Below are 16349 nucleotides of genomic sequence, written 5' to 3'. Positions count from 1 at the left end.
TCGTCAGGCTCATAACCTGAAGGCCGCAGGTTCAAATCCTGCCCCCGCAACCAAATCCCAAACCTAAAGCAAATCAAATTGATTTTATCTATTTTATGAATTCTTCGGGCATGAGCGAGTATACGCTTGAGTTCTCGCAGAGAAACGTTTCCAAAGCGAGTTTTCTACGCGAAGAGAGCGTGAACCGCGGAGAAGGAAGTGAGTAAATTCCCCTAAGAATATTACCGTTGATCCTAAGTTACACATTATCAACAGATTAGGGCGCTCTATGGTCGAATCCGTGGTTCGAATCCCATCAAGAGCAATGGTGCTTATTTAAAGCTTTGTCGCGAATTCTCTTATGCGCTCAATGATTTTCTCGAAGGTGGGGCGCTCTCGATAATAGAGGGACCTCGTGCTGCGATAGGCTGCCTGATATTCAGCGGAGACGGCTTCGTCGGTGACGTTGAAGGCCGGATTGACCGTCAGATCCCGCTCCTCAGACCGGAACCGCTTTTTCTTGTGAGCGAAGTAGCTGTCGCTGCCCAAAAACTCGAGAACCTCGGTATTTCCGAGAAGCGCATAGACATCGTAGTAGTGACGCAGGAAGTTCGCGGGAAACTCTCCTGTTTCGCGCTGCTTGCGGAATTTCGTGGAGATCGTCTGAAGTTTTTCCACCAGCGTGTAGCCGGGATGGTAACAAACGATGCCAAGCGCGCGATTGTCGGCAATGTCCACCTTGTCGAAGGCAAATTCGTAGGCCCATGAACTGATGTCGACCGGCCGGTTCGGTGTGACATCGTCGAATCCGAGCTCCAGGAGGACGCCTTCGTTCAGGTCCGTTTCATCTGAGGTTGCCGTGGGATAATGCAGGCGGATGCCGCCGCTTCGAAACTTCTCGTCATCGAAGACATGATCCCGCTCGACACTTATTATTCCGTCGATCGAGATTTCTTCCGCCAGCCTGTCATAGAAATTCTGCCGGCTTTCAATTTGTTTCGGCTTGTCCTGATTGCGGCCGACGGCGACAGCCATTCCCTCGGGCGGATTTATCCGAAGATCGATGTCTTCGGAGAAGCGGTCGATAATTCCGAAGCCCTTGGAAAGCGATGTGCCGCCTTTCAGCTCGAAGGAATACCCCGCCAGCTTCAGGCCGAAGAGGCAATGCATGATCCAGTAGTCCTTTTCCACCAGGGCAGGCAGAATACCCATCTCTTCGCCGACGATGCGGAGCAAGTCTGCGAACTCCGGGTGCCGGTGCAGATAATCACCCATCTGCAGCTTCCAAGTCAGCGAGGACGTCTCTGAAGAACTTCTTCGCCCGCACGCCGCCATAGCCTTCGGCGGCCTGTCGCAGGGCATGGTGATCGAGCTGTTTCGCTGTCCTCCTCACGCGTTCCAGCACCTGGGTTTCGTCCTCGGCAAGCCGTTTGAGATTGTTGACCAAGTCGACCACCAAGAACTCTTTGGTTGCGATTGCTGGAAACTCGGGCTTCATCCGGAAATCATAAACCCGACTTCCAAGCTTGAAGCGGCCATGGCGCTTCTTGTTATACACAACGGCTTCGTTATAAAGCTGTGTGGCACCGACGCCGAGGGCATTATAGGTATTTGGCGTCAGCAGCAGAAACCGCTTGTCCTTCAGAAACGCTTCCACGAGGTCGCGGTCACTGGCTGGCGCGTGCCCAAAGCTGGTGGTTTTCGGGCGCATGTAGACGCCGCCGGAGAGCTTTCTCAGCTCACCGGCATCCAGCAACTTCCGAAGGTCCCGATCCACCGAGGTGGTCCATCGCGTCAGGTCTGCTCTGCGATAAACCTTGCCCGGGACAAGATGTTGTTTCAGTTCGTCCAATTTGGTCATGTTTTTCATACCTACCCTCAAAATAGGGCATGGCGCGGATTGTGCAAGTATTTTCATTAAAAATTCATGCACATCAGCAACGGTTGGGGTATGCCGCTTCCCAGACCTGAAATAGTCCGCCGTGATGGCTGGTAGGAAGAGATTTCAGTAGAGCATAGGATAGCTGTGGTGTTCGCAAAGAAAGATGGTTGCGAGCCCGAGCAACCAAATCTGACGCTACGCTATCCTACAGTAGGCCAAAACTACGATCCAGTACGCCAAAACGCTACGATCATCCACGCTAAATCTGCCTCACAAAACACAAATTCCAAAATCATCAGGTGCAAAGCGAGAGCTGTCCGCCCTATGACGCATCGCAGCCATAAGTACCGAACGCGCCGTCAGAGATCGGTTTGATTTCGCTGTCGCTGATGGCCGTGCCTATAATTACAAGGCGGTGAAAAGGCTGCGACACTATCTCGGCCAGCTTCATGAACGACAGGTCAGCTACCATTATGTCGGCACACTCTGCATGGACAGCTTGATTTTCACCTCAGCTGAGCGGACACTGCTTGCCGACATCAATAAGCTGCGCAGTAAAATCTGGAAAAGCTATCCCAACTGCATCATGCCCGTGGTAAAGCTATCTGATTATGCTGCTTCCTGCAAAAGTGTAGCAAAGACCTCGGCTGGTGTCTTAAATCCAAGACACTTGCGCGGCGTTGCATTGAGATTATGGGCGAAGGCAGTCAACTGCGCCTGGCTGACCTGCGTCAGATCCGTGTTGCTGGGTAAATACCGTCGGATGCGCTTGTTGATGTTCTCAATAGCGCCTTTTTGCTAGGGTGAATTGGGATCACAAAACCAGCTTCTTGCCCCCATTCCATCTTCCAAAGCCTGATAAGCCATAAACTCGGAACCACGATCAAAGGTAAAACTGCGGCGTGCGTGATAAGGCACTGCGCCGAAGGTCTGAATGATTTTGTTCATGATAGGCTTTGAGTGCCGACTGCTGTTTTTAATGATGACGCAATAACGGCTATTGCGTTCAACAAGCGTCATGACATTGGCTTCCCCAAGGTCACGTTCAAAGATAATCAAATCACCTCCCCAGTTACCGAATTGCAGACGATTGCCAATAAAATCAGGACGTTGATGAATACGAAATGCTTCTGGAATGCGGGAACCGCCTGATCGTCTGGTACCGCGCGGGCAGCGTTTTGTTCGCATCTCAGCGAGGTGTTCATACAGCTTCAGCGCGTATTCTTCCTTTGAATAGATGAAACGATAGATTGTTTCTGCACACAGACGTATTGCGCTCAGACCATGGCTAATCAGTCGCCCGCAGATCTGTTCCGGCGACCAGCCATCACTAAGGTGATCGATCACGGACTTCCATAGCTCATCATACCGGATGAGCTTGCGTTGCTTCGAACGCCGCTCGCGGCATTTCTCGTCAGCAATCGTAAAGTAATAGCCATTTAAATCCTTAATCTCATCATCGTTAAACTGATTGCGTTCCAGTTCACGAAAAATCGTCGAGCGATGCCTTCCAAGCTTCTCAGCAATAACGTCAGCGGAAAGCTTTGCAGTGCGCCAGCGTGCTATTCTGCGACGCTCATCCAAATCAATTTGCGAATAGGTGCGGTACGCTCTTCGAGCGTAAATTAGCGGGGAGACGAACTTCTTCAAAACTGCCGGAGCTAAAGAACTCGTCATGGCGAAGCCGTTGGTGCCGGCCGGCATGGTGGCCAACACGCTGCAGGTGGCGCTTCAGGCGGCGTAGCGGTTTGTTTTGGATCTCGGCCTCAGGGAGATGTCGGGCAGAGGGAGGTTTCGGACGTGGGGAATTTTACAGGCAGCTAAGGAGAGGGCGGAGCTTGATACAAAGCTCGCCTCAGCGTTTGGCGGATGAACACCCTCCGGTGAGGTCCGCGCGACGCATCATGGGACTATAGCGATGCCGTGAGAAAGCGTCTGGAAGGTTGAAGATGCGTGAGGGTGTCCCTTCGGTCGGGGCCGCTCATTCGAGACAAAGCTGAGAAGGCAGAAGACCCAAACAGAGGAAAGCGGGATCGGGGGACATTGTGGACCCTAACGGGCTGCCCTCTGACGGCGTTTTCGTCGTCAGCGTCACACTCCGCGAAAACCGAACGTCGGCGGGCCAGTTGCGTTTCATTCATGCCGGGCCGAGGCAATTCTCGACTTTCGCTGCTGGCGGCGAATGAATCGGAAAGACATTCCGGCAGATAATCTGAGTTCGCTGGAGAATGGCCGTTATTATCCGCGAATGCCGGTATGATGTGTGACAAAACCTCTGATAAGATTGCGAACCATTAGAGGATTTGTAACATGCTCTCGGCGCAAGACTCGCAAAAAGCAAAGCTCAGAAGCCTCCTCGCTGCGCGCAGCATGGTGCATGCGCATGAACTGCGCGAGGCTGGCATCAGCGCACAAACGATTGCGCGCGCCGTCGAGTGCGGTGAAATCGAGCGTATCTCGCGCGGCGTTTATCAGAAGCGTGACGCGGAAGTCCAAGAGAACCAGATCCTTGCTGAAGCCATCATGCGTGCGCCCAAAGGAGTGATCGCTCTGGTGTCGGCGCTCACCTTCCACGGACTGACCGACCAGATGCCGCGGCGCGTCTGGATAGCGATCGGGACGAGCGATTGGGCACCCGTGCAGTCCTATCCCCCGCTGCGTATGGTCCGCTTCACGGACCCCTATCTGCGACAGGGCATCGAACATCAAGTAATCGCCGGCATAGACGTTCAGGTCTATTCGATCCCGAAAACACTTGCTGACCTTTTCAGAAACCCCAAACTGGTGGACCGATCGGTTGCTGTCGAAGGCCTGCGTGCTGCTCTCCAGCAACGCAAGGCAACTCCAACCGCAATCGCCCAGGCCGCGAAGGCCGGTGGCGCCTGGAAGGTCATGCAACCCTATCTTGAGGCGCTCACCTTCAGTGGCTAAAGCACCAGCGAACACGGCGAAGTCGATCAAGGATCGGCTGCTCAATATCGCCCGCAAAGAAAGTCGGGCCTTCGACGTCTTGCTGGTGCGGTTCGCGCTCGAACGGCTGCTGTATCGCCTGTCAATCTCAGCGCATCGGGACTGCTTTGTCCTGAAAGGCGGCATGTTGGTGGCCGACGATAATCGGGTGACGCGGGATGCGGACTTTCTTGGACAGGGGGACGCAGACCCTGCACGCCTGATCGCCGACTTCCGGGAGATCATGGCGATTGAGAGCGGCGACGGACTCGCCTTCGACATCGATGCGCTCGCTGCAACAGTCATTCGGGAAGAAATGGAATATGGCGGCTTTCGTCTCAAGACTGCAGCCGATCTCGAAAGGACCCGCATCCCCATCACAATCGATATCGGCTTCGGAGACGCTATGGCCGATGCGACGCAGCGGCTCGACTATCCAAACCCTGCTAGATTTTCCCGTTCCGCAGGTTCGTTCCTATCCGCCTGCAACGGTGATCGCCGAGAAATTCCAGGCGATGCTGGCGCTTGGTGTTCTCAACGGGCGTATGAAAGACTATTACGACCTGTGGGCGATATCGCGCGCGATCGACATTCCCGCTGACGATCTGGATGCGGCCATCCGCGCGACGTTTGAACGCTGCCGGACGCCGATCCCAAAGGAACGCCCACCAGGCCTGTCGGTCGAGATGTTTGGCGACGAAGGGAAGCAGCGGCAATGGCGTGCTTACGCCGCATCGCTCGAACTAGACGCTGTTTCGCTGGAATCGATCATTGAACGAGTTTGGGAGTTGGTCGGCCCGTCATGCGCGCGGATCGTAGCAAGAAGCGAGAATGAGGCATGACCGGGGGTCACGCCATCATTGACGTCTGGGAAGAGATCAATGATATCACCCAGCGCATGCTGACACTCACGCTGCGCAATCTCGAACGTAACCGTATCATTACACGCCACTATTTCCCTCAAATACCACCACGTGTTGAGTATGAGTTGACGGATATCGGCCGCGGAGCCTTGCACGCCCTGGAAGGATCCAACTTCTGGATCCGCGACAATCTGGATGTCATTAAGGCGCACCGACGCACTTACGATCAGGCGGCGTTGTGATCCAGTTTTCCTGGTTGGGATCAAAAGCTCAGACGCTGCCTCAGGCAAGCGGTGCCTGCCTGCGACCGCAGTCTGCATTTTCGATGACCGACCTGAGGCCCCGGCATAGGCATGCATGGGGCATTTAAACGCTCGTCAAAGTCGTGGTTGCAGCAAACATGAGAATGGCCGCAAAGGCGCGTATCCTCGAACGCAAATAGAAGTTGCAACGAACCAAGGGTTGTTTGGTCCCATAACCTGGTGGACTATGACGGTGATTGCCATGTCCCTTACCTTTAAAAGGGTCTGGATGTTCAAATGTCCCTCGGAAACCTCAGGTGTCGCTTTTGAGGATGCGGGATTTGCAAGCACTGGAAACAGTGAGGAGAAGCTTTGTTACGGTGAAATCAATGACGATGATCTATATATTTGATGAAGGTTGATGATGAGAGTTATTTAGAAATCATAATCAAGATCAGAGGATTTGAAGGGAGCGGTTTGATGCGGGAATATTTCGATATTCTCTTAGTGCCCGACTCAAAATTCGAGCCTTGCGATACGCCGTGTCATTCGCCTGATTGACGAGATGAACATCCATGCCTCTGCGGATGCAACTGAGGCCTCCCAGTCTTTTGCCAGACGGCGGCAGCGATTGAGCCAGGCGAAGGTTCGCTCGACGATCCACCGTTTGGGCAAAACTACAAAGCCCCTGACCTGATCGGAGCGCTTGACGATTTCAATTGCCAGCGCTTCGATATGTGCCACAGCAGTTGTTAGCTTTTCGCCAGCATATCCGCCATCGGCAAAGAGTTTCTTCACAGCCGGATAGTTGTCACAGGTGCGATTGATCAGATCGAGTGCACCGTCCCGGTCCTGAACGTCGGCAGCATGCACGATGCCTTCCAGCATATTGCCCGTCATATCGGTCACGATATGGCGCTTGCGCCCTTTGATCTTTTTGCCAGCATCATAGCCTCGTGGACTGCCAGATTCCGTCGTCTTGACCGACTGGCTATCGATAATAGCGGCTGTCGGCTCCGCCTTGCGGCCTTCCGCCAGCCGTGTCACCGCAACCAGCATTTCATTGATAAGATCAAGCAAGCCGTTGTCGCGCATCCGGTAGAAATGGTACTGCACCGTCGTAAACGGCGGGAATTCCTTCGGTAATTGCGCCCATTGGCAGCCGATTGTCGCGATGTATTGGATTGCGTTCCACAATATGCGTGGATCATGCTCGCGCGGACGGCCGACTTTACCCATCGGCTGCAAAAGCGGCGCAACAACTGCCCACTCATCGTCGGTACAATCGCTTGCATAGCGCAAGCCACGTCTGGCATAGTCTCGCCGGGCGGCTTCAGTCCAGGCCATGTGATCCTCCGTAGTCTTGGTAAACCAAAGAGAATCATAAACTACTGAAATCGCTCAACTTAATTTTCGGTTCGGCTCTTAGGAACGTGCACATAAATTCTGACAGTGAACGTATGAAAGCCGGCTGATAACAACGGTCTCTTGAGGATATAGCACTTGGTTGGAGAACAGCCGCCAGCTCCATGACAGTCGGCGGCTGTTGCTTTCAAGAACTCAACGTCGTTTTCAAAGCCGGTTATTTGTAAGCGGAAACCACGATTTCGATCAGCGTATCCCCACCCAAATCAGCAACGCCAACCGTTGCACGGGTTGGCAGCAGCGAAGGATCAATCCACTGCTTCCAGACCTTATCCATTTCAGGCTTCCTATTGAGGTCTGTTACGAAGATGGTGGCTGCCAGAAGCTTGTTCTTGTCCGTGCCTGCCTGTGCCAGATAACTGTCGAGCTTGGTGAGGATCTCACGGGTCTGGCCGGCCATATCAAGGCTTTCATCATCACAGGTGGTTCCTCCGACATAGACAATGCCGTTGTGTTCAACGACGCGATGCATGATCGGCGTCTGAATGAAACGCTCAGCCATAGTTTAATCCTTTCAGATGGTTGGGGAATTTTCCGGCTGCTCGCCATTCACGGCGAAAACAGCATCGGGGGTTTGGGGGAGTGCTGCGATTTCGCCGAGCGGCACCGGTTTTACTGGAGCACGCAGACGATAGAAGCCGACTGTTTGAGGAGCACGGTTTTGCACCTCGGCCAGAATGTCGGTGACGGTGGAACTGCACATGCGACCCTGACAGGGTCCCATGCCGCAGCGGAACATGGTTTTAAGCTGGTTGGGGCCGGCGATCTTGCAGGCTGCAGCATCGCGAATTGCGCCTGCGGTCACTTCTTCGCAACGGCAGACAATCGTGTCTCTGTCCGCCGGTGCGCGAAATGCCTGTGAAGGCAGATAAAGCGCATCAATAAAGGATCGACCGCGTGCGACGCATCGCGCTTGCCCCTGCAGCTTTGCGATTTTTGACGCCAACGACGTTGCGAGTTCCGGAAAGATATCCTGACAGGCCGCAAGCGCCGCAATCCGCCCGCTCTGCTCAGCAACCAATGCACCGCCGATGCCACTGCCGTCACCCGCAATGTAGATGGTCGCAACAGACGAACGCCCGTTGCTGGCGAGTTGCGGTTGAAAGCATTTCTGGCCGTCGTTCCAAACCAGGGCACAGCCCGAAGCATTGGCGAGATTGTTGTTGGGGATCACACCCTGATGCAGGAAGACGCTATCGACAGTAAGCCTGTGTGTCTTGCCTTTCGCGAAAAAGCAGATCGCCTCTGCTTCATTTTTTCCTTCAACACCAATATCGGTCACGCCCGAATAGACCGGCACCGACTTGCGCACCTTCAGAAGAAGTGAAAGACCCTTTAAGGCATAGGGCGAGAAGAGGAACGAGATCAGCCGCCAGCTGGCCTTGATATAGTTTGCTCGGGGCGTGGTATCGAGCAATGCTGACACCTTGGCACCAGCCTGCAAAAGTTGCGCGGCGAACATGTAGAGCAGCGGGCCTGTTCCCGCTAAAACCACACTTCCGGTGGGCAGGAGGCCGGAAGCCTTCAATGCTATCTGCGCTGCGCCAACGCTCATAACACCCGGCAAGGTCCAGCCCCTCAAAGGCATCGGGCGCTCCATGGCACCGGTCGCGAAGATGACGCGGCGCGCTTTAACAATCCCACTCTTGCCACCGACCGATACCCGCAGATCGATACTGTTGGAGCTGTCGCCCTCCTGTGGTTCCACACTCCAGACGAGGGCCTGCGGCACATAGCTGACACCGCTGGTGATGAATGCGTTCAGGAGATCTTTGCCTCTCCAGTAGTCAGTCCCGAGAAACGGCCTTCGGTCCGTGGTATTGTGTTCAATGCCACGGTAAATCTGTCCGCCGGCTGCAGGGTTTTCGTCGAACACAACCACGTTAGCGCCAGCGGCGCTTGCCTCTGTGGCTGCCGACATGCCGGCCGGTCCCGCACCGACAATGGCGAGGTCGTAAAAAGCGTCGAGCGCATGAAGAGTGGAAATTCTCTTGAGCATTGGCATCATGGTTCCACCTGGCGCGCACCGGTCTGGGAAGAAATGATCATTCCATTGGCCACAGGCGTCATGCATGCCTGACGGTTCTGAACACCATCAATGGTGACCAGACATTCAAAGCAGATACCCATCAGGCAATAGGGCGCGCGCGGCTGATCACCAACAACGCTGTTTCTGAGCCGGATGATGCCCTCTCCAAGCAACGCTGCGGCGACAGTTACATGAGAAGGCACCGTTAAGGTGCGCGCATCGAATGTGATCGTCACGGTTTCCTCTGGCGTCTCAGTTTTCAGGAACATTTTAGCAGACATGAAACCTCCGGCCGGAGAACACATCACCAGCAAGCTGTTTGACATCGGTTGCTATTTCCTGCGCCACGATCAGCGCGTGATTGGCTGCAAGCGTGACGCCGGAATGGCACATGACGGCGTAAGCGCCGGGGTGGCTTTCGGATTGTTCGTAAATGGGCAGGCCGTCCGGTGTCTTGACCCGAAAGCCCGCCCAACTGCGAATGACATTGACCTTGGAAAGATGCGGGAATGTCCGCACTGCCCTGTTGGCCAGAACCGCGCTGATATCCTGATTGGTGGCGATCCGATCCGTGTGAGTTTCCTGACTGTCGCCGATCATCACACCGCCTTCATCGGCTTGGCGCAGCGTGGCCGCCGTGTAGGGGAAGAAAGGCGCGCATTTCTCCGTTACAAGAATTTGGCCTTTGCTGCGCAAGACCGGCGCTTTAAGACCGACACTCCCGGCGAGCTCTGCATTGCCGTTGCCCGCTGCCAGAATGACGCGCTCGGTAAAGACCTCGCCCCATGCGCCGCTTAAAAGAAAGCCGCCACCCTGCGGCGTAATGGAAGCGACTTCACAATGCGGTTCATAGCCAGCGCCGAGTTTGATCATGCCGATATGCAAGGCGCGAAACAGACGCAACGAATTTACATCACCGTCCATCGGCGAATAGATCGAGCCGATGACATCCCCCCCGATGGCGGGCAGCATTCTGGCCGTTTCCCGATGGTCGAGCACGACGTGTTCCGGGGCGTCATTGCCAAGTTCGCGCGCGACTGTCGCAACGTCTTCGGCACACATTTCAAGCTCACGCTCGGTGAGGCAAAAAGTGAAAGCGCCGGTCTGTTTGAGCGCTACATCAAGACCGGTGACATCTCGCAACTCCTCTGCAAATGTAGGCCACAGGCGTGCAGATTGCATGGTCCAACGGGCATAGTGTGGTGCGCCTACGCCTTTGCCCTGTACCCAGATGAGCGCGAAGTTGGCACGGGATGCGCGCAGGGACAGGTCTTCTCCGTCGAGAAGCATTGGTTGCAGACCGGATCGGGCGAGGCCCCAGGCGATGGTAGCGCCAACCAGTCCCGCTCCGATAATGACTATGTTCTGATCCGGCAATCTGCGCATTCGTAAATTCAATCTGCTGTCACAGTGTCGTCAGGGAAGGGCCTGACGGCGGTCAGGCCCGATTGCGTCGGCTCAGTTTTGTGGGCTCACATCCACTTTGAACCACTTTTCGGAAAGCTTTTTCACCTTGCCGTCAGCGATCGCTGCCTGAACGGCTGTATCGAAGCGACCTTTCAGGGCGGTATCGTCCTTGCGCAAGCCGACGCCGATCATGCCGAAGACCTTACCGGAAAAAAGCGGGCCGGCTAGCTTGGCACCCTTCAAGTCGTCCTTTTCGAGAGCCGCAGCAAGAACTGTGGCATTGGCGACAACCGCATCCACACGACCGCTGGTCAGGTCGAAATTGTGTTCCTCTGCGGTTTTATACTCACGGACATTTGTGCCATCCTTGAAATATTGCTCCATAAAGGCGGAAGCGGTTGTGGAACCTTGGACGCCGACGGTCTTGCCATTGATTTTCTTGGCGATTTCTTCGAGCACAGGCTTGGCCGCCTCAGAATCGACATTCAGCGGCTTGCCGCCTTCCGGCAGATCGGCGAGGTCGCTATCACCCATAACTGCAAAGGAATTGATGGCTGCCGCATAAGGCGACGAAAACGCGATCACCTCCTCACGCTTCGGCGTGATGCTCATGCCCGCCATGATAGCGTCGTACTTGCCGGCGGTCAGCGACGGAATGATGCCGTCCCAGTTCTGCGCGGTGATTTCGCATTTCACTTTCAGGCGCTCGCAAAGGTCTTTGGCGAGATCGATCTCGAAGCCTTCCAGCACGCCGTTGGGGCCAGAAAAATTCCACGGCGCATAAGCACCTTCAGTCGCGATGCGCACGACATCTTCGGCATGCGCTGTCGGGGCAACGGCGAGAACGCCGAGGACGGAAAGGACGAGTTTCAGTTTCATATGTTCACCTCTGTTAAAGAACTGATTGATCAGTTTCATATGTTTTGTTTGGAAATGAATTGCCGGAACCGCTCGCTTTTGGGGTTGGAAAAAACCTCGTCGGGCGTACCTTCTTCTTCAATCACACCCTGGCGTAGAAACACGACACGGCTGGAAACATCGCGGGCGAAGCCCATCTCGTGGGTTACAACCAGCATGGTGCGCCCCTCTGCCGCCAGATCGCGCATGACCTTTAACACCTCGGCCACCAGTTCGGGGTCGAGTGCGGAGGTCGGCTCGTCGAACAGCATGATCTTCGGACGCATCGCCAGCGCGCGGGCAATTGCTGCGCGTTGCTGTTGGCCGCCGGAAAGTTGCGCAGGATAGAAATTGCGCTTATCAGCTATGCCGACCCGCTCCAGCAGTGCTTCAGCTTCTGCAACGCACTCCGACCGATTTCGCTTCTGCACATGCACAGGCGCTTCGATCAGATTGTCGAGGATGGTCAGGTGCGACCACAGATTGAACGACTGGAACACCATCGTCGCCTGACCACGCAGCCGTTGAACCTGTTGTGTGTCAGTGGGACGAGGCGCTCGTCCTGGCTGCTGATCGAGCTTATACGTCTCTCCATGAATAGCCACGCTGCCCGCATCCGGCACTTCCAGCATATTGATGCAGCGCAGCAGTGTGGACTTGCCAGATCCTGATGCTCCCAGAATGGAGATGACTTCACCCTGATGGGCCTGCAAGGACACGGAATGCAGAACCTTGTACGCGCCATAGCATTTTTCGAGGCTTTTGATTTCGACCGCAGGCGTTTCGAAATGTTGCATTATGCGTTTCCTCCGGCATGCACGATGCCAGGCTGTCGATGGGCCGCGGAAAGGCGGTATTCCAACAGTTTGAAGATTCTGGTGACCACGAAATTCAAGAGGAGATAGAGCGCGCCGGCGCAGATGAAGACTTCGACCGGCCGATAGGTGGCAGATATCAGCTTGGCCGCCAGCCCTGTCACTTCCATCATTGTGATGGTTGATGCCAGCGCCGTGGACTTCACCATCAAGATAACTTCATTCGAATAGGCGGGTAGCATCTGCCGCAGAGCCTGCGGTGCAAGAATGCGACGGATGAGTGTGAAGCCGCTCATGCCATAAGCGCGCGCCGCTTCGATCTGCCCTGTCGCGACCGACAGAACGCCACCACGGATGATTTCGGCGCTGTAGGCGGCTGTATTGAGCGCCAGAGCTAGCACCGCGCACCAATAGGGTTCGCGTAGAAACGGCCAGAGAAAGCTCCTGCGCAATTCGGGAAACTGGCTGAGACCGTAATAGATGATGTAGAGCTGGACCAACAGTGGGGTGCCACGCAGTACGAAGATATAACCGCGCGCAATAAGGTCCAGGATCAGATTGCCCGACAGGCGCATCGTAGCCAGCAGGGTGGCCAGCACGGCACCGCTGACGACCGAAAACGCCATGAGTTGCAGCGTCAGCGGGATACCGCGACAGAGCTGGACGAAACTGTCGAACATGAATGGCAGGTCGAGAAAGCTCATACCGCCCTCCGGATGCCGCGCATCGCACGTTTTTCGGCGTTCCTGAACAGCAAGCCCGATGCGAAGGTGATCACGAGATAAAGCAGCCCGGCAGTCAGGAAGAAGGTAAATGGCTTGCGGGTTGATCCAGCGCCGATTTGCGCCTGACGCATCAGTTCAACCAGTCCGACCACCGAGATCAGTGCGGATTCCTTCAGGACAAGCTGCCAAACATTGCCGATGCCCGGAATGGCGAAGCGCGCCGCCTGCGGCACCATGATGCGGCGAAACAGCAGACGCGGCGGCATGCCATAGGCTTTGGCAGCTTCGATTTCGCCTTTGGGGAGTGCAAGCACTGCGCCGCGATACACTTCGGCCTGATAAGCGCCGGATACCACGCCGATGGCCAGTGCGCCGGTGACGAAAACGGGTGCACTGACGAAACCTTGTCCGCCAAAGAATGTACCAAGCTGGCTTAACAAAGCGCTGCTGCCAAAATAGAACAGGTAAATAATCAGTAGGTCCGGTATCCCGCGGAGCACGGTCGAATACCCATCAGCCGCTATCCTGAGAATACGCTGAGAGGAAAAAGACGCAGCGGCGGCAATCATACCAAACACTGTGCCGGCGGCGAAGCCGCAGAATGCTACCGCGAGCGTCATGCCAGCGGCGCGGAGCATGTCGTGCCCCCAGCCATCCTGAGAAAAGCCCATTATTTCCAGATAGGCGCTAACCGCACTCAATTGCATTGTTCCCATTTTTATGTCCGCTGCTCTCATCGCGACGGTACGATTATGGGAAAGGTTTGACAGTGCGCCTCAATACAGTCAAATTCGAAATTAAGCCTAGAGCATAACCCAATATTATGGTGAAACATGAACCTGCGTCAGGTCGAAGCGTTCCGAACGGTCATGCTGACAGGAAAAATGACGGCTGCAGCGGAACTGATGTCGATCACGCAGCCCGCCGTGAGCCGCCTGATCCGCGACTTTGAGATCGATACCAAACTCAAGCTCTTTAACCGTCGCGGAAACCAGCTGATCCCCACGCAGGCAGCCATGACGCTGTTGCAGGAAGTGGAGCGGGCCTATGTCGGGATCAATCGGATCAGGAGTTTCGCCGACGAAATTAGTCGTCAGAACGCAGGCATGTTGCGTATCGCGGCCATGCCTGCACTCGCAAATGGGATCATGCCGCGCTTCCTTGCGCGCTTTCTCAAACCCCGTCCCAATATTCATGCTTCCCTAAACGGCATTTCCTCCGCGTTGGTTGTGGAGTCGGTTGCGTCAGGGCAGGCCGATATCGGCTTTGCAGACGGCCCGCTGGACAGACCCGGGTTCGATATCGAAACGCGTGCTATACCGGCAGTGGTTGCGGTCCCGGAGGGACACCGACTGGCAGACTATAGGGAAGTTTCTCCTCAGGATCTCGCCAATGAACGGATGATCACACTTGAACCGGGATCGCTTTTTGCTATGCGCGTTGAAGTTGCGCTTGCGCGCATCCCGCGATCGGCCACCATTGAAACCCGCCTGTCACACACGGCGCTGACACTTGTGGCAGAAGGCGCCGGTATCACAATCATTGACCCGTCCTCTGCAACCGATTTTCGCGGGCGCGGTGTCGTGACCCGACCATTTAACAGCTTTGTTGATGCAGGGTTTCTCATTATTCGTCGTAGCAACGGCCCTGACAACAGCCTTGCTCAACGCTTTATCCACGAATTCTGGGACTATCATGAAATGCTACTGGCGCATGAATGAAAGGTTCATAGGATAGGCGAGGGAAATCTGGCTGAGTGGCATTGCGCGTAATTTAGGTCATTGGAATTTTCGCGAGACACACGCAACAGCGGACATTCTACATGCGTCCCAATAAATGCCTGTGAGAGGGTGATCCATCCGACGTCGAAATCTATCGCCAGCTGCAGATGCGCGCCGAGGCCGACTGCAAGAATAAAGATTGACCACCGGAATCGCGATTTGGTCTCCTTCCTGCTCATCATCAGTACGTCGGGAATTCATGTCGGACATACGCAAGCGCACAGGCACAATGGGTACGACCTACCAGGTCCGCTATGCCAGGCCCGATTCCAAAACCGGCTACGCCTACGAGACGTTCGACATGCTCAATGAGGCGCGTGCCTGGAAGGAAAGCGAAGCGGACGGGTCATTCACGACGGCCCTCGTTCGGTCGACCCCGCCACCGAGCTGTGGCTTAGCATCTGTGAGAAAGAAGGCCTCAACGGGCGCGAGCCGGTCAGCACCTATACGTGCGAAAACTATCATTACCGCGCTGGCTTCATCAAAGCCTATTCCTGGAAGAAGGACCTGCAGGATCTGACCACGCACGATATCGTCGCGTTCCCGTCCGGGCTTCTGAAGGGCGAGATCAGCAGGGTTGTCGCAAGCAAGGTTCTGCCGTCGTTTCGTTGGGTAATGAAGGAGATGACGACACGCGGTCACATGCCTCACAATCTGGCCATTGGCGTATCGATCCGCACCGGGTCCCGCTATGAGGATGATGTGAAGATACCGACGCGTCAGGAGATTGTTGCGCTGCTCGCGGCCGCCGACGCGCTGGCGAACTCGAAAAACCTGACGATCGCCGGCGCGTGGAAGCGCTACCCCCATGCTGTACCTGGCAGTAGGTTGCGGAATGCGGCCACAGGAATATATCGCGCTCGGTCGCTCTGCGATCCGCTATCCGCTATCCGCGAGACCGGCATACAGGTGGTGCGGGCGATTGATGGCGGGTAGAGCGTCACCGTCACCACGACTGTCGCCGGAAAGCGTTTCATTGCTCTGAGCCAGGACACCGCTGGACATACCCCGGCATTACGCCGACTATGTCGCTGTCAAGAACGATCATGATCTCATATTTCCATCCGAGTCCGGAGGCTGGGTCTGCCGGCGCAACTGGCAGAGGCGCGGCTTCGACGTCGCCTGCGAAAAGGCAGGTCTCATTGAAGACGTCGAGATCGACGGGGAGATTGTCTGTCAGCCGAAATACCGGCCCTATCATCTGCGCTATTTTTTTGTGTCGATGCTGATCGAGCGGAAGGTCAATCTGAAGGAGATTAAGACGCTCATGCGCCACGCCAATATCGAAACGACCCTCAATGTCTAAGGCCACCTGCTCGAAGAGGCGGAAGCCGGGCCGCGCGAGGCCATCGGTC

At 55.4% G+C, this 16349-nt stretch carries 18 protein-coding genes and 2 pseudogenes; 6 read left to right on the top strand and 14 right to left on the bottom strand.

What is annotated here, in order from left to right; genetic code table 11:
• Positions 1 to 315: 315 nt before the first annotated feature.
• The 3 genes and pseudogenes from RT142_RS23830 to RT142_RS23820 form a co-directional block, all read right to left on the bottom strand.
• On the bottom strand, positions 316 to 1254 hold the full coding sequence (locus RT142_RS23830) for a nucleotidyl transferase AbiEii/AbiGii toxin family protein (RefSeq protein ID WP_313032029.1): 939 nt from the start codon (positions 1252 to 1254) through the stop codon (positions 316 to 318).
• A complete protein-coding gene (locus RT142_RS23825) occupies positions 1247 to 1849 on the bottom strand; it encodes a hypothetical protein (RefSeq protein ID WP_007880509.1) in 603 nt (200 codons plus the stop codon). Before RT142_RS23825 ends, RT142_RS23830 begins: the two co-directional genes overlap by 8 nt.
• Positions 1850 to 2470: 621 nt before the next feature.
• Positions 2471 to 3487: pseudogene (locus RT142_RS23820) on the bottom strand (IS30 family transposase).
• On the opposite strand from RT142_RS23820, the pseudogene RT142_RS23815 reads away from it, so the two are divergent.
• From RT142_RS23815 to RT142_RS23795, 5 genes and pseudogenes are all read left to right on the top strand, one after another.
• A pseudogene (locus tag RT142_RS23815) lies at positions 3469 to 3674 on the top strand (helix-turn-helix domain-containing protein); the annotation flags it as partial. The pseudogenes RT142_RS23820 and RT142_RS23815 sit on opposite strands and share 19 nt — an antisense overlap.
• 497 nt (positions 3675 to 4171) lie before the next feature.
• Positions 4172 to 4792 (top strand): AbiEi antitoxin N-terminal domain-containing protein, encoded by a 621-nt coding sequence (locus RT142_RS23810; protein ID WP_094543989.1) that lies wholly within the window; start codon positions 4172 to 4174, stop codon positions 4790 to 4792.
• Positions 4785 to 5411: a nucleotidyl transferase AbiEii/AbiGii toxin family protein gene (locus RT142_RS24455; protein ID WP_328588262.1), complete on the top strand. Its 627-nt coding sequence runs from the start codon at positions 4785 to 4787 to the stop codon at positions 5409 to 5411. The genes RT142_RS23810 and RT142_RS24455 overlap by 8 nt, the downstream gene beginning before the upstream one ends.
• Positions 5302 to 5652: a nucleotidyl transferase AbiEii/AbiGii toxin family protein gene (locus RT142_RS24450; RefSeq protein WP_328589886.1), complete on the top strand. Its 351-nt coding sequence runs from the start codon at positions 5302 to 5304 to the stop codon at positions 5650 to 5652. The genes RT142_RS24455 and RT142_RS24450 overlap by 110 nt, the downstream gene beginning before the upstream one ends.
• On the top strand, positions 5649 to 5915 hold the full coding sequence (locus RT142_RS23795; RefSeq protein ID WP_007880498.1) for a winged helix-turn-helix transcriptional regulator: 267 nt from the start codon (positions 5649 to 5651) through the stop codon (positions 5913 to 5915). The genes RT142_RS24450 and RT142_RS23795 overlap by 4 nt, the downstream gene beginning before the upstream one ends.
• 516 nt (positions 5916 to 6431) lie before the next feature.
• Here RT142_RS23795 and RT142_RS23790 read toward each other — a convergent pair.
• The 9 genes from RT142_RS23790 to RT142_RS23750 form a co-directional block, all read right to left on the bottom strand.
• Positions 6432 to 7262 (bottom strand): IS5 family transposase, encoded by an 831-nt coding sequence (locus RT142_RS23790; RefSeq protein ID WP_094543991.1) that lies wholly within the window; start codon positions 7260 to 7262, stop codon positions 6432 to 6434.
• A 235-nt stretch (positions 7263 to 7497) separates the two neighbouring features.
• Complete coding sequence (locus RT142_RS23785; protein ID WP_094543992.1) at positions 7498 to 7842, bottom strand: RidA family protein; 345 nt, start codon at positions 7840 to 7842, stop codon at positions 7498 to 7500.
• Between the two features lie 12 nt (positions 7843 to 7854).
• Positions 7855 to 9339 (bottom strand): FAD/NAD(P)-binding oxidoreductase, encoded by a 1485-nt coding sequence (locus RT142_RS23780; RefSeq protein WP_313032018.1) that lies wholly within the window; start codon positions 9337 to 9339, stop codon positions 7855 to 7857.
• 5 nt (positions 9340 to 9344) lie between these two features.
• Positions 9345 to 9638 (bottom strand): (2Fe-2S)-binding protein, encoded by a 294-nt coding sequence (locus RT142_RS23775; protein WP_039861051.1) that lies wholly within the window; start codon positions 9636 to 9638, stop codon positions 9345 to 9347.
• 1 nt (position 9639) lies between these two features.
• A complete protein-coding gene (locus tag RT142_RS23770) occupies positions 9640 to 10755 on the bottom strand; it encodes an NAD(P)/FAD-dependent oxidoreductase (RefSeq protein WP_064322623.1) in 1116 nt (371 codons plus the stop codon).
• A gap of 72 nt (positions 10756 to 10827) precedes the next feature.
• Entirely contained in the window at positions 10828 to 11655 is an 828-nt protein-coding gene (locus tag RT142_RS23765) for a lysine/arginine/ornithine ABC transporter substrate-binding protein (protein WP_313032014.1), read from the bottom strand.
• A gap of 35 nt (positions 11656 to 11690) precedes the next feature.
• A complete protein-coding gene (locus RT142_RS23760; RefSeq protein ID WP_313032012.1) occupies positions 11691 to 12470 on the bottom strand; it encodes an ABC transporter ATP-binding protein in 780 nt (259 codons plus the stop codon).
• On the bottom strand, positions 12470 to 13192 hold the full coding sequence (locus RT142_RS23755; protein ID WP_007880464.1) for an ABC transporter permease: 723 nt from the start codon (positions 13190 to 13192) through the stop codon (positions 12470 to 12472). The genes RT142_RS23760 and RT142_RS23755 overlap by 1 nt, the downstream gene beginning before the upstream one ends.
• A complete protein-coding gene (locus RT142_RS23750) occupies positions 13189 to 13884 on the bottom strand; it encodes an ABC transporter permease (RefSeq protein WP_064322622.1) in 696 nt (231 codons plus the stop codon). Before RT142_RS23750 ends, RT142_RS23755 begins: the two co-directional genes overlap by 4 nt.
• Before the next feature lie 162 nt (positions 13885 to 14046).
• Here RT142_RS23750 and RT142_RS23745 point away from each other — a divergent pair, with 162 nt between their 5' ends.
• Positions 14047 to 14934 carry a LysR substrate-binding domain-containing protein gene (locus RT142_RS23745; RefSeq protein ID WP_064322621.1) on the top strand — a complete coding sequence of 296 codons (888 nt, stop codon included), beginning with the start codon at positions 14047 to 14049 and terminating at the stop codon, positions 14932 to 14934.
• 345 nt (positions 14935 to 15279) lie between these two features.
• On the opposite strand, the gene RT142_RS23740 is transcribed toward RT142_RS23745, so the two are convergent.
• Positions 15280 to 15804 carry a hypothetical protein gene (locus tag RT142_RS23740; RefSeq protein ID WP_157094204.1) on the bottom strand — a complete coding sequence of 175 codons (525 nt, stop codon included), beginning with the start codon at positions 15802 to 15804 and terminating at the stop codon, positions 15280 to 15282.
• Complete coding sequence (locus RT142_RS23735; RefSeq protein ID WP_157094203.1) at positions 15795 to 15971, bottom strand: hypothetical protein; 177 nt, start codon at positions 15969 to 15971, stop codon at positions 15795 to 15797. Before RT142_RS23735 ends, RT142_RS23740 begins: the two co-directional genes overlap by 10 nt.
• Between the last annotated feature and the right edge of the window lie 378 nt (positions 15972 to 16349).

The sequence above is a fragment of the Brucella sp. genome, assembly GCF_032066345.1.
Classification (GTDB): Bacteria; Pseudomonadota; Alphaproteobacteria; order Rhizobiales; family Rhizobiaceae; genus Brucella; species Brucella pseudogrignonensis.
This window is presented reverse-complemented; position numbering and strand designations above follow the sequence as displayed.

Bases quoted from the DNA above. Each gene is read 5' to 3' on its own strand.
- RT142_RS23780 (WP_313032018.1), bottom strand. From the start codon at position 9,339: ATGCTCAAGAGAATTTCCACTCTTCATGCGCTCGACGCTTTTTACGAC.
- RT142_RS23830 (WP_313032029.1), bottom strand. From the start codon at position 1,254: ATGGGTGATTATCTGCACCGGCACCCGGAGTTCGCAGACTTGCTCCGC.
- RT142_RS23825 (WP_007880509.1), bottom strand. From the start codon at position 1,849: ATGAAAAACATGACCAAATTGGACGAACTGAAACAACATCTTGTCCCG.
- RT142_RS23750 (WP_064322622.1), bottom strand. From the start codon at position 13,884: ATGGGCTTTTCTCAGGATGGCTGGGGGCACGACATGCTCCGCGCCGCT.
- RT142_RS23790 (WP_094543991.1), bottom strand. From the start codon at position 7,262: ATGGCCTGGACTGAAGCCGCCCGGCGAGACTATGCCAGACGTGGCTTG.
- RT142_RS23785 (WP_094543992.1), bottom strand. From the start codon at position 7,842: ATGGCTGAGCGTTTCATTCAGACGCCGATCATGCATCGCGTCGTTGAA.
- RT142_RS23775 (WP_039861051.1), bottom strand. From the start codon at position 9,638: ATGTTCCTGAAAACTGAGACGCCAGAGGAAACCGTGACGATCACATTC.
- RT142_RS23740 (WP_157094204.1), bottom strand. From the start codon at position 15,804: ATGGGGGTAGCGCTTCCACGCGCCGGCGATCGTCAGGTTTTTCGAGTT.
- RT142_RS23755 (WP_007880464.1), bottom strand. From the start codon at position 13,192: ATGAGCTTTCTCGACCTGCCATTCATGTTCGACAGTTTCGTCCAGCTC.
- RT142_RS23795 (WP_007880498.1), top strand. From the start codon at position 5,649: ATGACCGGGGGTCACGCCATCATTGACGTCTGGGAAGAGATCAATGAT.
- RT142_RS23765 (WP_313032014.1), bottom strand. From the start codon at position 11,655: ATGAAACTGAAACTCGTCCTTTCCGTCCTCGGCGTTCTCGCCGTTGCC.
- RT142_RS23810 (WP_094543989.1), top strand. From the start codon at position 4,172: ATGCTCTCGGCGCAAGACTCGCAAAAAGCAAAGCTCAGAAGCCTCCTC.
- RT142_RS23735 (WP_157094203.1), bottom strand. From the start codon at position 15,971: ATGAAACGCTTTCCGGCGACAGTCGTGGTGACGGTGACGCTCTACCCG.
- RT142_RS23760 (WP_313032012.1), bottom strand. From the start codon at position 12,470: ATGCAACATTTCGAAACGCCTGCGGTCGAAATCAAAAGCCTCGAAAAA.
- RT142_RS23745 (WP_064322621.1), top strand. From the start codon at position 14,047: ATGAACCTGCGTCAGGTCGAAGCGTTCCGAACGGTCATGCTGACAGGA.
- RT142_RS23770 (WP_064322623.1), bottom strand. From the start codon at position 10,755: ATGCGCAGATTGCCGGATCAGAACATAGTCATTATCGGAGCGGGACTG.